This is a genomic window from Caballeronia jiangsuensis (genome assembly GCF_046030135.1).
Taxonomy (GTDB): Bacteria; Pseudomonadota; Gammaproteobacteria; order Burkholderiales; family Burkholderiaceae; genus Caballeronia; species Caballeronia jiangsuensis.
Genome location: NZ_JAQQDB010000020.1, coordinates 74,146 through 89,187, shown reverse-complemented (window position 1 = coordinate 89,187; position 15,042 = coordinate 74,146). Strand labels below are relative to the sequence as shown.

Annotated in this window: 5 protein-coding genes; 3 read left to right on the top strand and 2 right to left on the bottom strand. The window is 65.8% G+C overall.

All coding sequences use genetic code 11. The annotated features are described in order from the left end of the window. Nucleotides 1-19: 19 nt before the first annotated feature. On the bottom strand, nt 20-10,519 hold the full coding sequence (locus PQR08_RS21640; RefSeq protein WP_250485117.1) for a cadherin-like domain-containing protein: 10,500 nt from the start codon (nt 10,517-10,519) through the stop codon (nt 20-22). A 238-nt stretch (nt 10,520-10,757) separates the two neighbouring features. Continuing rightward, nucleotides 10,758-11,270 (bottom strand): hypothetical protein, encoded by a 513-nt coding sequence (locus PQR08_RS21635; RefSeq protein ID WP_250485116.1) that lies wholly within the window; start codon nt 11,268-11,270, stop codon nt 10,758-10,760. Nucleotides 11,271-11,513: 243 nt separating this feature from the next. On the opposite strand from PQR08_RS21635, the gene PQR08_RS21630 reads away from it, so the two are divergent. The 3 genes from PQR08_RS21630 (at nt 11,514) to PQR08_RS21620 (ending at nt 15,015) form a co-directional block, all read left to right on the top strand. Continuing rightward, the gene (locus PQR08_RS21630; protein WP_250485115.1) at nt 11,514-12,278 is read left to right on the top strand and encodes a bestrophin-like domain; all 765 of its coding nucleotides are present in this window, start codon (nt 11,514-11,516) and stop codon (nt 12,276-12,278) included. Between the two features lie 119 nt (nt 12,279-12,397). After that, a complete protein-coding gene (locus PQR08_RS21625; protein ID WP_238217254.1) occupies nt 12,398-12,817 on the top strand; it encodes an SPASM domain-containing protein in 420 nt (139 codons plus the stop codon). Between the two features lie 533 nt (nt 12,818-13,350). Next, nucleotides 13,351-15,015: an ABC-F family ATP-binding cassette domain-containing protein gene (locus PQR08_RS21620; RefSeq protein ID WP_250485114.1), complete on the top strand. Its 1,665-nt coding sequence runs from the start codon at nt 13,351-13,353 to the stop codon at nt 15,013-15,015. Nucleotides 15,016-15,042 lie beyond the last annotated feature (27 nt).

Genomic DNA, 15,042 nt, shown 5'->3' with positions numbered 1-15,042 from the left:
GCGAATCCTCGTTCGAGAGCTAGCGACTGGCCGTTCTGCCGCGCATGGCGGGCAGCTTGCGCGCGGCTTCATGCAATTGCGACCCGAAAGCTTGCGCGGTCTTTGCCGGCTCCTTTTCGACGGGCGGATGCATGCCGTCCGTCAGATGGCTCGCGAGCGCGGCGAACACCGAAGGATCAGCGAGCAGGCCGTCCGCATCGAGGCTCACGCGTCCGTGCCGGCCGAATATCCACGCCTGATCGAAGGTGCTCGCGAGCTGACTGTCGCGCACCGTGCGGCCGACGAACTCGCCCGGCTGAAGCTCGGGCATCGTGCGGGACGCCAATGCCACATCGGGTTCGAGCGGCCAGCCGATCTGGCTGCCGTCCGCCTCGCGCGAGCGCTCGGTCGCACGCACGGCATCCGCCTCGACGACAGGCGTCACGAACACGGTGGGCACGAAGTTCTGCTCCGTCTGCAAATTGGCCGTGGTCGCGAGTGCCTGGTTCCAGTAAGGGCCCGCGCCCGCTGGCGGAATATAGGGCGACGAAATGTCGAGATGGATCACCAGCGCGGCTTGCGCGGTCGCGCCTGCGGTGTCGCTCACGGTGTAGGTGAACGTGTCCTGCAGCACCTGGCCGAGCCCGGCCGCCGCCAGCACCTGCGGGTTCGTCAGATCGATCGCGTAGACGTACGTGCCGTCCGCGTTCAGCGTGAGCGTGCCGTAGCGCCCCGCCAGCGCGTGCCCCGGCGCAGCCGTGGCGCCGGTTTCCGACTGCACGCCGGCGACGTCGAGATGATCGTTCGCATCGACATCGCCGTCATTGGGGAGCACGTTGCCGCGTGCCTGCGGCGCGGGCGTCTGATCGCTCGCGACGTTGCTGTCGTCATGCGGGGCGGGCGTATCGTCGGCGCCGTGGATCGTGACCGTGAGCGTGGCCCGCGAGTTCGCGCCCGCCGTATCGCGCATCTGGTACGCGAATGTTTCGGTGAGCGTGTCGCCGTTCGTGCGCAGCGCCTGCACGGCCGCATTGGCGTTATCGACCACATAGTCGTAGCTGCCGTCCGCCTTCACGACGAGCGTGCCGTATTGCCCGGCGAGCGCCTGTCCCGCTTCGGCGCTGCGGCCCGCTTCGTTCGCGATGCTCACGACCTGTTTCGTCTCGCCGTTGGCCGTGGTGTCGACGTCGGTATCGTTGGCGAGGACGTTGCCGGTCGCATCGCGTCCCGGCGTGCCGTTGTTCACGCCGCCGGCTTCGATCGCCGTGCTGCTGTCGTCGTGCGCGACGGGCGCGTCGTCGCGCCCGTCGATGGTGACGCGCAACTGCGCCGTGCCCTGCGCGCCGAGCACATCCTCGCTCGTATAGGTGAACACGTCCTGCAGCGTCTGGCCGCTCGTGCGCAGCGCCTGCACAGCGGCCGATGCATTGTCGAGGGCATAGCGCCAGGTGCCGTCGGCGTTCATCGTCAGGGTGCCGTACGCGCCTTGCAGCGGCGTGCCGACCGCGCCGCTTTCGCCCTGCACGGCGCTCACGTGGATGGCGTCGCCGTCGGCGTCGGAGTCGTTGGCGAGCACGTTGCCCGACGGATCGACGCCGGGCGTCGCGTTGTTCACGCCGCCTGCTTCGACGGCGGTTGCGGTGTCGTCGCGGGCGACGGGCGCATCGTTGCGTCCGCGCACGACGATCGTGAGCCGCCCGAGGTCCGTCAGATCGTCGCGATCCCGCACCCGATACGTGAAGACATCGTCGACGGTCTGCAGCGGACCCAGCGCGATGACCGTCGGATTGGTCGCATCCACGCGATAGAGATAGGTGCCGTTCGCGCCGATGAAGAGCGTGCCGTACTGCCCTTGCAGAATCGTGGCGTCGACGCTGCTGCTGCTGCCCGGTTCGATCGCCGACAACGGCACGGCCGCGGCCGGGCCGCCTGCGCGGGCCGCGTTGCCGCTGAGCGAGTCGTTCAGGTCGACGTCGGTGTCGTTGGTGAGCACGTTGCCGACGGCGTCGAACGCTCTGCCGTTGCCGATATTCGCCGAAGCGAGGGCGAAATCGTCATGGGCGACGGGCGCGTCGAAAGCGCCGCGAATCTGCACGGAGATCTGCGCCGTGTCGGCAGCGCCCGCTGCGTCGTGCATGCGATAGGTGAAGGTTTCCTGCACGCTCTGGCCGATGATCAGGTTCTGCACGGCCGGCAGGCTGTTGTCGACGACGTAGGTGTAGCTGCCGTCCGGGTTGATCGTGAAGGTGCCGTAGGTGCCTTTGACCGAGGTCGCGCCCGCGACGGCGGCGAAGCTGCCCGGCGAGGCCTCGGCGCCGGCCCGCACGCCATCGACGGCTTTGGTGTCGCCGGCGTCGACGTCCGTGTCGTTGAGCAGCACGTTGCCGGTCGGATCGACGCCCGGCGTCTGGTTGAGCGTGCCGCCGGCTTCCAGCGCGCTCGCCACGTCGTTTTGCGCGACCGGATTGTCGTTCCTGCCGGAAATGACGATGTCCAGCTCGGCCTGCGCAGCCGCGCCGTGCGAGTCCGTGACCGTGCAGGTGAAGCGCTCAGTGAGGGTGTCGGTCGCGAGCCGCAACGCCTGCACGTTCGGGTTGGCGTTGTCGACGACGTACTGCCACGCGCCGTTCGCGCCGAGCGTCAGGCTGCCGAATGCGCCCCGCAGCGGCTGGCCCGGCACGCCCGCCGTGCCCGCGCCCGACGATGCGCCCGTGCGGATCGCCGTCACCGTCAGCGGGTCGTGCTCGGGATCGCTGTCGTTGGCGAGCACGTTGCCCGACGGATCGACGCCCGGCGTGCCGTTGTTCGCGCCGCCTGCTTCCACCGCGCGGCCGGTGTCGGTCTGAGGCGTCGGCGCATCGTTCACGCCGCGCACGGTAATGACGAGTTGCGCCTGATCGGTGAGGCCGCTCGTATCGACAATGCGGTACGTGAAGGTTTCGGTGAGCGTCGCGCCGGCCGCGAGCGCGCGCACCGCCGCGTTGTTGCTGTCCACCGCGTAGTCGTACGCGCCGTTCGCGCCGATGCGGATCGTGCCGTACAGGCCCGCGATGCTCGTGCCGTTCGCGGCGGTCGTGCCCGCCGCGACCGCCGTAAGGCTGCCGCCCGCCGCTTCTGCGCCCGTTCGGACGCCGTTCACCACGAGCAACGTGTTCGGATTGTCGGTATGGTCGACGTCCGTGTCGATGCCGTTGCCGCCCGGCTGGGTCGGCGTGCCGGGGCGGCTCGCCTGCGTGACAACGTTGCCGGTCGCATCGACGGGATTCACGCCGGTGCTGGCCGAACCGGCGCTCGCCGCGCCCGCGTCGTCGCTCGCGACGGGATTGTCGTTCGCGCCGTGCACCTCGATGCGCAATTGCGCGAGATCGGAGAGCCCGCCCGCGTCCGCCAGCGCATAAGTGAAGGTGTCGACGAGCGGCGCATCGGCGGGCACGAGCGCCTGGACCTGCGCGTTGCTGTTGTCGATGACATAGCGATACGAGCCGTCCGCACCGATGATCAGCGTGCCGAACGCGCCTGCGATGCTCGTGCCGTTGCCGCTCGTCGTGCCCGCCGCGACCGTCGTGAGCGGCGCATCGACCGCGCTTTCGGGCCGATTCGTGATGCCCGTCACGCGATGCGTCTCGCCGTTTGCCGCGCTGTCGACGTCGGTGTCGTTGGTGAGCACGTTGCCCGTCGCGTTGCTGCCGGGCGTGCCGTTCGCGACGCCGCCCGCTTCGGTAGCCGTTCCGGTGTCGTCGACGCCGATGGGCGTGTCGTTCGCGCCGTGGATCGTCACGGTGAGTGTCATGCTGGCGCTCGCGTTCGCGCTGTCGTTCACGACATAGGTGAAGCGCTCGGTCAGCGTCTGGCCGGAGAGCCGCAGCGCCTGCACCGCCGCATTGGCGTTGTCGACGACATACTGATAGCCGCCGTTCGCGCCCAGGCTCAACGTGCCGTACAGCCCGGCGATGACGCCGCGCCCCACGTTCGGCAGAAAGATGCCCGCGCCGCTCTGGTTGCTCACCTGCACGACGCGCAGCGCGTCGCCGTTGGTGGCGATATCGACATCCGTGTCGTTGTTGAGCACGTTGCCGGTCGGATCGACGCCCGGCTGCGCGTTGGCGTTGCCGCCGGCCTCGGTCGCGCTCGCCGCATCGGGGACGGCCACGGGCGCGTCGTTGACCGCTGTGATCGTGATCGGCAGCGTGCTGGTGGCGATGCGCGCATCGGCCGCTTCGCCGGGAATGCCGTTGCCGTTGAAGTCGCCGAAATTGCCGCGATCGTTGGTGCTGACCGTCAGCGTATCCGGGCCGTTGAAGTTCGCGTTGCCGAGATATTGCAGGTTCGCGAGCGCGCTGTTGAGCGAAGCGAGCGTGCCCGTCAGCGTGAGCGTCGCGGTGTGATCGCCCGATTCGGTGACGCCGGCGGGCAGGGCGCTCAGAAAGAGCGTGCCGTGCAGGACGTTGAGCGCGACCTGAAGCGTGCCGCCGCCCGCGTCCACGTCGCTCACGGTGATGCCCGCGAGGCTGAGCGTCGTGTCTTCGAAACCGGTCGGCGATGCGGGCAGCGTGTTGACAGGCGCATCGTTCTGCTCGACGTAGCCCGCATTGGCGCTCGCCGTGCCGCCATCCGCGAGCGTAAAGCCGATGGTGCCGAGCGGCGTGGCGGCATCGCTATCGATGCGCACCGCGAGCGCGCCGACCGGCTGCGGATACGTGATCGCGCCCGTGGGCGCCTGAATGCGGTAGACGCCGAGCGGCAGCACGCCGAATGCGTAGTGTCCGTTCGCGTCGGTGGTGGCGGTGTAGACGAGATTGTCGGCGGTGGTGGCGAGGTTGCCGTCCACACCCGCCCACGTCAGCGTGACGGTCTGGCCGGCGAGGCCGGGGCCGTCGGGCGTCGCCGACGTTGTCGCGGATGCCGTGTCGTCCCACAAGGTGCCGCTCACCACGCCGAGCCCCGCCGCGCTCGTGCGAACGTAGGTGTTGGGGCTCGCGCCCGCGCCGGTGCGCTCGCCGTCCGCCGTGCCCGCGACGCCGACGCCCGAGCCGCCCCAGCTCGTGAAGCTCTCGGGCAGGCTGGTCCACGTGAGGGTCGCGTTGGTCGGCGCGATGGGCGCGGCGTTGGGCACATCGGCTGAATAGAACACCTGCACCTGACTGTTCACCGCGAGTTCGGCGAAGGTGACGCGAAGGCCGTTGCTCGTGTCCACCGCCGCGCCGATGCCCGCGAGCTGCACCGCCGTGTAGGTCGTGCCGTTGAGCACGAGACGGTCGAACGTATAGCCGGTCGCGCCCGTGAAGCTGTCCGTGAGCACGACGTCGTAGGCCGGTGACGTGCCGCTCTGCGTGAAGCGCACGTCGACCTGCGCCGTGCCGCCATTCGTGCCGACGCCCGGATCGAAGCCGTAGACCTGCTTCTGCACGCCGGTGAAAGTCGGCTCGACGATATCCTCGCGCACCGTATCCGCGGTCGACAGCAGATTGGTGCCCGAGCGGTCGACTGCGCTCATCGTGAGCGCCGCGCCCGCGACATTGGATGCCTGATTGGCCACGCGCGTGTTGAATTCGAGCGAGATGCCTTCGAGGTCGGCGTCGTTGTCCGGGTTGACGATGTTGCCGAGCCGGAACGTGATGGTCTCGTTGCCGCTGGCATCGGTGACGACGCTGATGTTCGCCGCGTTGAGCACGCCCGTGGGCGCGGCGCCCGACAGGTCCGGCGTGATCGGCAGCGCCTCGGGGCTGGTTTCGTTGCCGGTTTCGTTGAGCGTGCCGCCGGTAACGAGACTGGTGAGGTCCGTCGTGATGCCGTTGTTCGAGATGAACACGATGCGCGCCGTGCCGTCGTTGATGAAATGCAGGCCGTTCTGCAGCGTGATTTGCAGCGAGTAGTCGTTGGTCGCGCCTTCTGCGAGCAGCGAGACCACGCGATAGCGGACCACTTCGCCCACCGTGACGCTTTCGTCCGATGCGTCGGTGGGCGAGGGCGCGGGCGTGTCCGCGAGGCCGCCCACGCGCGAGATCCTCACGACCTGCGCGACCGGCACCGTGAGCGTCGCGCTCGTGCGGTAGTCGTTGAGCGCGCCGCCGTTGAGCAGGCCGTCCGCGCCGGTGCGCTCGCCGGCAGGATCGGCGCTGGCCGATGTGGTGCCGTCGAGGCTCGTCCACTGAACCGTCGCGGTGTTGTCGAAGGACGGCACGCTCGCCGCCGACGCGAGCACCGTTCCCGAGACGCGGATCGTCACGCTGCCGCCCTTCGCGATGTCGATGTTCGCGCCCGCCGCCGTGCGCAACTGGCCGCCCGCCAGTTCGAAGTCCGGGCCGCCGTGGTTGGTCGCGCCGTTCTGGTACGTGACGCCGAGGATCGCCAGATTGCCGAGCTGCGCGGGCAGCGTATCGAGAAAGCTCACGTCGAACGCGTTGAAATCGGTCGCGGCCGCGCCGTTGCTGATCGTGATGTCGTACTCGACCGTATTGCCCGCGTCGACACCGAAGCGCGGTAGCGCGGGCGTCGTCTGCGTGACCTGCAGCGTCGGCTCGCGGATCACGACGGTCGGCGCCGCGCCGCTCTGCGCGACGCTGCGATCGAGCGCGGCCGTGCCGTTGGGCGTGTCGCCGTCCGGATCGCTGTAGACCAGCCGGCCGGGATCGGCGAGCGTCACGCCCGCCTGATTGCCCGTCGTGTTGCTCGCCACCAGATGCACGCGGACCACGAAGGAGTCGTTCGCGCCGATGTTGTCGGCGTTCGCGCCGGCGCTTGCGAAGGTCAAGCGCGCGCCCGCGCCGTCTGCGCCGAGCTGGCCCGAAAGCGCCGCGAGGCTCGCTACGCTCACGCTGCCGTTGAAGTCCGCCGCGAGCGCGGCGCTGCCCGCGGCGGTCGTGATGATCTGATAGCCGAGACCGCCATTGAAGCTCGTGTCGAGGCGCAGGCCGGCGGGAATCAGGTCGTCGACGCGCAGATTGCGCGTGCCGCCTTCCGGCAGCGTCACCACGATGTCGTAGGTCATGCTCTCGCCGATCACGAGGTCGCTGCCGCTCGTATGGCTCGCGCTCGAATCGGCGTCGTCGAGCGTGCCGCCGCCGTATTGCACGCTGACGGTGGGCGCGGCGATCTGCTCGTTGGCCGTGTCGGCGAGATCGGTGGGCGTGAAGTCCGTGCCGCCCTCCACGCTCGCGTAACGCGTGAGCGCGGCGCTCGTCTGCAGCGTGCTGCCCGCGGCGATGCCACCGATGACCGTCGCATCGTAAGTGACGACGACGACGTTGGTACCCGCCTGATCCGCCGTCGTGCCGGCGCGCCCGCCGACGAGCGTCGCGACGCCGCCTGCGTCGAGGAAGGTGATCGTATTGCCGCTGACGCTGTAGTCCACGCCGGCCGTCAGCCGCGTGCCGTCGCCGCGATAGATGGCGAGATCGGCTGCCGCGAGACTGCCGCCGACGAACTGCAGCCCGCCGGGCAGCGTGACCGTGGTCGAGGCGTCGAACGCGCCGCCGCCGCCCGTGTTCTTGATCGCGGTGGCGAGACGCACGATGTCGCCGCCGTCGATGCCGCTCACGTTGCCGTCGACGGCTCTCACATCGGTCACCGAGCCCGCGAAGGGCACGCCGCCGCTGCCCGGCGCATTCCAGGTTCCGGTCGTGCCGGACACGATGCCCTCGCTGCTCGACACGACGCCCTGCCGGATATCGAGCACCGGTTCAGCGACGGAGGCGACCACGGCGACATCGGACGATACGAGCGGCGTGTGCGCAATCGTCGTGACCTGGTTCGATTGCGCGAGCACGTCGAAGGAGCGCTGATCGGCGTAAGGCTGATCGCCCACGCGCATCGTGAAGAGAATCTGGATGGTGCTGCCGCTCGCTGCGCCCGTCGCGAAGCTGCCGAAGTCGAACACGAGCGAGTTGCCGCTGCCTTCGGTCACGCTGACCAGGCTGCCCGCGTTCGTATTGGCCGCGCCGAAGCTCCACTGGCCGACGCCGCTTCCCTGCGTCCAGTTGATGCCGGTCGCGTTCAGGAGCGGCAGCGGCAGATAGGCCGCGAGCGAGAACCGCTCGTAGTCGCCGGTCACGAGGTCGTAGCGCAGGCTGAAGGTGACGACGTCGCCCGGATTCAGCTCGCCGCTCGCGGGCGGCGTCGTTCCGTTGACCGTGACGAGCGCGATGTCGACGTGACCCGTGGGCACCGTGCTCGTCGTCGATGAATCGTCGCTCACCGAGCCGCCCGTCAGGTTGAGCCGGTCGAGCAGCAGCGTCGCGGCGACGGTCGCGTGATTGCCGAACGAATCGCCCTCGTTGATGTCGCTCTGCGTGTAGTTGCTCGCGTAGCGCTGGCCGACCACCGCGAGATAGTCGATGCGTGCCGTGGTCGCGCCCTGCCGGACGCTATCGGACGCGATGTCGCCCGCCAGCGCGCCGGGCTGCAGCGCGCGCGCCGTCGCAATCGACGCGCCGATGTCGAAGGCGAGCGTGGTCGTGCCGTTCGCGTTGACGGTGCGCGTCGAGACGAGCGCGATGGTGCGCGCGACGCCGTCCTGCGTATAGGTGAGCGTCGGGGTGCCGGTGAGCGTCTGGCCGTCGCCGAGCTGGTCCGTCACGATGAACTGTCCCGCGCCGAGCTGCGTCTTGCCGAGCGCGAAGTAATCGGACAGTGCGACATCGAGGGAATAGGCGAGCGTATCGCCGGGCGTCGCGCCCGCCGTGCCGGTGTCGGTTTGCTCGCTGACCTGCTTCTCCAGCGTCGCGGCCTTGGCGACGAAGGTCGTGCCGGTGCCGTCGGCCGAGCCGGAGAATGCGACGCTCGTATTCGGCGGCGTGAGATCGCGCGGGTCGAGCGGCACCCACTGGCCGCTTCCCGATGCCGTGCCGAACGCGATCGTCACCGGCGCGCCCGTGGTCGGATTGATCACGCTGGCGCCGGACGCATCCGTTTGCGGCACGTAGAAGCTGACCACGGTATCGACCGAACCGCTGAGACTCGCATATTCGACCGAGTACGAACGGATGAACACGGTGTCGCTGTTGATCGCCGCATTGATGAGCGCGGCATTGGTCAGCACCGACCCGTCCTGCAACGTGAGCGACGTGATCGTGCCGCCCGCGCCCGGCGTGATCGCGGTGATTTGAACGTTTGCGGGGACGTCCTGATTGATGACCACATCGGTGAGCGTCTGTCCGGTCGCGGCGGTTGCGGTGACGGTTTCCGTGCGCACGAAGTTCGGGCCGGTGGCGGTCTCGCCTTCGGGCGTATTGACGGTCTGCGTCAGCGATACGACCGTCGGATGCACGGTGAAGTCCCGCAGCGCGGTCTCGATGATCGCCGGGTCCGTCGTCGGATTGTCGAGCGAGTCGTTGCCGAACTGGAATGCGCCGCGCGCGCCGATCGTCAGGTCGGGGCTGCTGTTGGAGAACGCGGTGTCGGCGAGATTGCTCAACTGCGCGTTGACCTGCACCGTGATCGCCGGCTGACCCTGCGCGACGCTCGCGAACGGCAGTTCGAGCACGACGAGTTCGTCGCCGGGGCGCAGGCCGTAGGTGGCGGCGTTGACGACGAGCGCGTTGCCGCTCGCGTCCTTCGCGAGCGGATGCACCGCCCGGCCGTTGGCATCGAATGTGATGGTGAAGGCCGTGACCGCCTGGCCGAGATAGCTCGCGGAGACGAACGTGACGCCATCGTTGCCGTCGCGGCCCGTGGAGGGCATCAGGAGGTCCACATAAGGGCCGTATCCGACCTGGCTCGCCGTGTTCGTGAAGGAGACATCGAAGGAGAACTGATTGCCGAGCAGCACGCTCTGCGTTGTCGTCGCGAGCGTGACCGTCGGGCTCGCGTCGGCGAGCAGATGGTCATAGTGCGCGAGCGCGTAGGCGGAGAGCGCGATCGGCTTGTCGAGCGTGCCGCTCGTTACTTCGAGCGTCCAGTCGCCGCCGAGCGCGGCGCTGCCGGTTGCGTCGTTCGATGCGCCGACGGTTGCGCCCGTCGTGCTTGCGAGCGTCTGCACGAGTGACTTGCCGGCCGCGCCCGCGCCGATGTCGCAACCGTAGAGCTCGATGTCCGCGTCGTGGCCCAGATGGCTGCGCCACGTGCCGAGCGCATCGGCCATCTGTATGAGTGTCGTGCTCGTGAAAGTCTGATTGCCGAGGGTGAACTGGCCCGCCGCGCCGTGCGAGAAAATCTGCACAGAGTCCGCGTGGCCCATGCCGGCGAGGGCGGCCGTGATCGCGCCGATCGCATCCTGCCCTGGCTGAACGACGAGCACCTGCGTGCCGGGCGGCGTTTGCGCAAGCAGTTCGCTGCCGTTCTCGACGCGGCTGTCCAGTACCACCAGGTTACGTGGCGCGACCGGCGCTGCCGCTGGCGCCGAGGCCGTTGCCGTGCCACTGCGCGCGTCCGGTGCTGGAGCGACTTCGGGCGCGGCTGCGGCATGGGCGGAATCGGCATGATGCTGGTGATCGGCGGCCGATGCGGCGGCGCCGTCGAACAGGATGCGCTGTTCGAGCGCCAAGGCCTGGCTGCGCGGCCGCAGATGAAGGGCGCCATTCGACGAACACGGGAAGTCGGCCATTTTCGCCTCGCAGATGCCTGCTGAATTGAAAGCGCTCCCCGGAATTCATTCTTCGACTTTCAGAGACAAGGCGAATTTCGCTTTCCGAAACGAAATGGGCCCGTATTTCTATTTTTCTTCGAAATGCATCTCGTTCTTTCGAATGAATTGGTATACGTAAATATATAAAGGACGGCTCCGAACGCAACACGCGGCTGGAGATTTTTTCGATTTTTTCGCGCCGCGTTGCAGCAATCGGTCAGTCGCGATGAGGAGGGAGGGGGCCGAAGAAGATTGTTTTGAGTCGATCTCGGCCGAATGCCCGGGAGAGCTCCGCGATCATGCAATAGTTGAAGATCAGGGTGACGAGCAGAATCTGAATGGCCCAGAAGCGCGACCAGTTGATGCCGGCCCACAGCTCGTGATTTGCGGCGATGAGGTTGGGCGCGTCCTTCCAGGAATCGTACAGGCGCTCGAGGTAATGAACGACGAGTGCTACGAGCGCATACATCAGCGTCTTCCAAGAGACGTTCCAGATCAGCGGCTTTTCGGGGAAACGGTTGATGAACGGGAGCATGTCGGCAACCAGCACCGACTTGCCGAGAATGAGCGACGCAAAGAGGACCGATGCCGACGACTCCATCGAAATCCCGGTGCCGCGAATCATCAGGGCGCGAATCAGTACAACGATATGCAGAATCACAAAGAAGAAGATCGTAGGCGGCAGCGCCTTGATGAGTTCATGTTTGAGTTTTGCTGCGACCGTGCTCATGATGCGAACCTCCCAATGTTTCCCGGCGCCGGCAGAGTCGTCGTAAGCCTTGCTTTTGAACCAGCCATTCAAGAGATTGAAGCGTCACTGGTCTATTGCTACGTGATTTTCATAGTTTAAAACGAATATATTCTCGCCAGTGCTTTCCATTATCGATTGAAGGTCGATGAACGCCCGCTGGCAGCCGCGATCAATCGCAAATTCCCAGACCTGCGCTGCTTATCTATACGACAGGGGTTTCGAATGACAGGATTCGTGGATCGTCCGGCTGTGTTGTTCGTCGTTCTTCTGGCGTTGTTCGTCGGCGCGGTGGCGGTCGGCGCGTTAGTTTTACGACGCCTTGCCTCGCTCCCGGCGGAAGACCACGAAGACTTCAACATCATTCAAACGTCCACGCTGACCCTGCTCGCACTTCTGGTCGGTTTCAGTCTTTCGATGGCAGTGAATCGGTACGACCTCCGCAAAACTTTGGAGGAAAGCGAAGCCAATGCTATCGGCACTGAGTATTCGCGCGCCGATCTCGCCGATGTTGTCGTGGGCGCGCAGATCAAGTCAGCCTTGATCCGGTATGCAAAGCTTAGATTGGCCAACTATAGGACGCGAGAGCGCGATGAACTCGCAAAAATCAACCGCGATACTGCGAATGTCGAGACGGAACTCTGGCAACTCGCGACGCGGGTGGCGAAAATGCAACCGACACCCATCGGTGCGCTGGTTGTCTCCGGCATGAACGACGTTCTGAACTCCCAAGACTACTCGGAGGCCGCGCGCATCAATCATATCCCGCTAGGCGCGTGGTACCTGATGATCGTCACCGCGCTGCTCGGTTGCGTTTTGCAGGGCTACGGGGCAAAGGGCAGCCTGCGCAGGGGACTACTCATCACGATTCTACCGACCACAATCGCGTTGTCGCTCGCGCTCATCGCGGATATCGACAGCCCGAAAGGTGGAATGATCCACATCGAGCCCCGAGATCTCACAAGACTGATAACTTCTCTTGAACAATAAAATAACGTGGGAAAAAAGCAGTGCGAGATGGGGGACGGTCGCTTCGGCCATGGCTCTCGTCGCGCGGTAACCGTCTGAACGGAACCTTCGACGAATGGCATAGAAAAGACGTTGGTCGCGTGCTGGTGAACCTGTTCGAGACGGCTGTCGTGCAGACGATGGGGCGTCCCGCGCAGACGTGTGTGACCGCCGAATTCTGTGGCAAGGCGCTTGCGATCGAACACGACAGCGAAGTCTATGCCTGCGATTACTATGTGTACCCGGCCGTTTCGCTCGGCAATATCCGGACGACGCATCTGGGCGAGATGGCGTTCTCGCCACAGCAGCAACGCTTCGGGTACGCGAAACGGGACTCGCTTCCTGAGTATTGCGGTCAGTGCAGGCACCTGAAGTTATGCTGGGAAAAATGTCCCAAGAATCGGTCTGTGTGCAGCCCGGATGGTCAGGCCGGATTGAACTACTACCTTTGCAGCGGCATCAAGCGCTTTCACGATCACGCGGGGCCTGCGCTCAGGCAACTCGCGAGGCAGTACGCGTGAGGGATCGTGTCGCTCATGGAGCGACAAGGAAGCAAGGGGAGACTGGATATGCTTCACTGCAGATTGTCGATTTGGGCAATGGCGTACAGGCTGATCGTCGATGCACAATCGGCGCGCGAGAAGGCGATGGAGGGGCTGAAGAAGCAGTGAACCGTGAAACGCGTTGGACGTTGAGGGCAGCGAGGTCGCCGTAGGCGAGTCGCGTCGTCGAACGGCGGTTGCGCGTTCAAGACCGGTCGGCCGAGTGCTCAAATGGCGAATGGCGGAGATGGGTCGTCTAGGAACGTTCGGTTTTCAATCATCGATCGCTGTTGTTCGGGTCCAGCCTTGTAATTTCACGATCGACCAAGATCCGCCTTTCACAATATGGCCGGGGTCCCCGCAACTGGAACGCCCGTGCATCAGCGTTCGTCTTGCTTTGTGAGCGGTGGACGCCGCAAAGCGAAAGTGCTTCTTCACCCGTGCGGCCCGAAAAGTGTCCGGTCTATACGTCCGGTCGGCTATCATGCCTATCCTCTTCGAAGCCGCTCCTCATGATTTCCATCCGAAATGTCACGCTGCGCCGCGGCGTCAATGTCGTGCTCGACCGCGCGTCCGTAACCTTCACCCCTGGCGAAAAGATTGGCCTTGTTGGTCGCAATGGCGCGGGAAAATCGTCCTTCTTCGGCCTTCTCAACGGTACGCTGCACGAAGACGGCGGCGAGTTTTCGATTCCCGCTGCGTGGAAGATGGGCCAAGTCGCGCAGGATATGCCGGAAACAGAGCTGAGTGCGACCGACTTCGTAATCGAGGGTGACATCGGACTGCTTGCCGCGCAGGCCGAGGTTGCCGCCGCTGAGGCCAGCGAGGATGGCATGCGCATGGCGCACGCCTACATGGCCCTGCACGACGCCGGTGCACACGATGCCCCCGCGCGCGCCCAGGCGCTGATCCTGGGCCTTGGCTTCACTGTTGCGCAGCTTGGCGAGCCGGTCAATAGTTTCTCCGGCGGCTGGCGCATGCGATTGCAGTTGGCGCGCGCGCTGATGTGCCCGTCCGACTTGCTGCTGCTCGACGAACCGACGAATCACCTTGACCTCGACGCGCTGGTCTGGCTCGAGGCGTGGCTTAAGCGCTATCAGGGAACCTTGGTCGTGATCAGCCACGATCGCGAATTTCTCGACACGGTGACGCAGGTGACGGTGCACGTCGACAACGCCAAGCTCGTGCGTTACGGCGGCAACTACAGCAAGTTCGAAGACATGCGCGCTGAGCAACTTCTGTTGCAGCAGGCCGCGATGGCCAGGCAAGCGGACAAGATCGCCCACCTGCAAAAATTCATCGACCGTTTCAAGGCCAAGGCTTCGAAGGCGAAGCAGGCGCAAAGCCGCGTCAAGGCGCTCGAACGCATGGAAAAGATCGCGCCAGTGCTTGCCGACGCAGAGTTCAACTTCGAGTTCAAGGAGCCGCTCAACGTCCCGAACCCGCTGTTGTCGATGCTGGATGCGAGCTTCGGCTATCCGGCGCCCGCCGACGCACCGCCGGGCACGCCGCCCACCGTCATCGTTCGGGGCATCAACCGATCTGTGCTGGCCGGTCAACGCATCGGCATTCTCGGTGCCAATGGCCAGGGCAAGTCCACGCTAGTGAAGACAGTGGCGCACGCGCTGGCGCCGATTGCCGGCGAAATCAGCGAAGGCAAAGGGTTGAACATAGGCTACTTCGCACAGCAGGAACTCGACGTGCTGCGTCCTCTCGACACGCCGATGGAACACATGATCCGGCTCGCCAAGGACACGCCGGCGCACATGCGCGCGCCCGGCCAGAGTGGTACCGAACAATCGCTTCGCACCTTTCTCGGCACCTTCAGTTTCAGCGGCGACATGGTCCATCAGGCAGTCGGCACGATGAGCGGCGGCGAAAAGGCCCGACTCGTGTTGTGCATGATCGTGTGGCAGCGTCCCAACTTGCTGCTGCTCGACGAGCCTACCAACCACCTGGACCTGGCTACCCGCGAAGCGCTAGGCATGGCACTCAACGAATTCGAAGGCACTGTGATGCTGGTCAGTCACGACCGGTCCCTGCTGCGAGCGGTATGTGATGAATTCTGGCTCGTCACCAAGGGTGGCGTCGAGCCCTTCGACGGCGATCTCGACGATTATCAGCAGTTCCTGCGCGACGAAGCTCGCCGCATGCGCGAGCAGGCTGCCGGAGCGTAGAGGCGCTTTGTTTGACGTGGTCGAGGG

Coding starts and splice junctions, on each gene's coding strand:
- PQR08_RS21640 (WP_250485117.1), bottom strand. CDS start 10,519: ATGGCCGACTTCCCGTGTTCGTCGAATGGCGCCCTTCATCTGCGGCCG.
- PQR08_RS21635 (WP_250485116.1), bottom strand. CDS start 11,270: ATGAGCACGGTCGCAGCAAAACTCAAACATGAACTCATCAAGGCGCTG.
- PQR08_RS21620 (WP_250485114.1), top strand. CDS start 13,351: ATGATTTCCATCCGAAATGTCACGCTGCGCCGCGGCGTCAATGTCGTG.
- PQR08_RS21630 (WP_250485115.1), top strand. CDS start 11,514: ATGACAGGATTCGTGGATCGTCCGGCTGTGTTGTTCGTCGTTCTTCTG.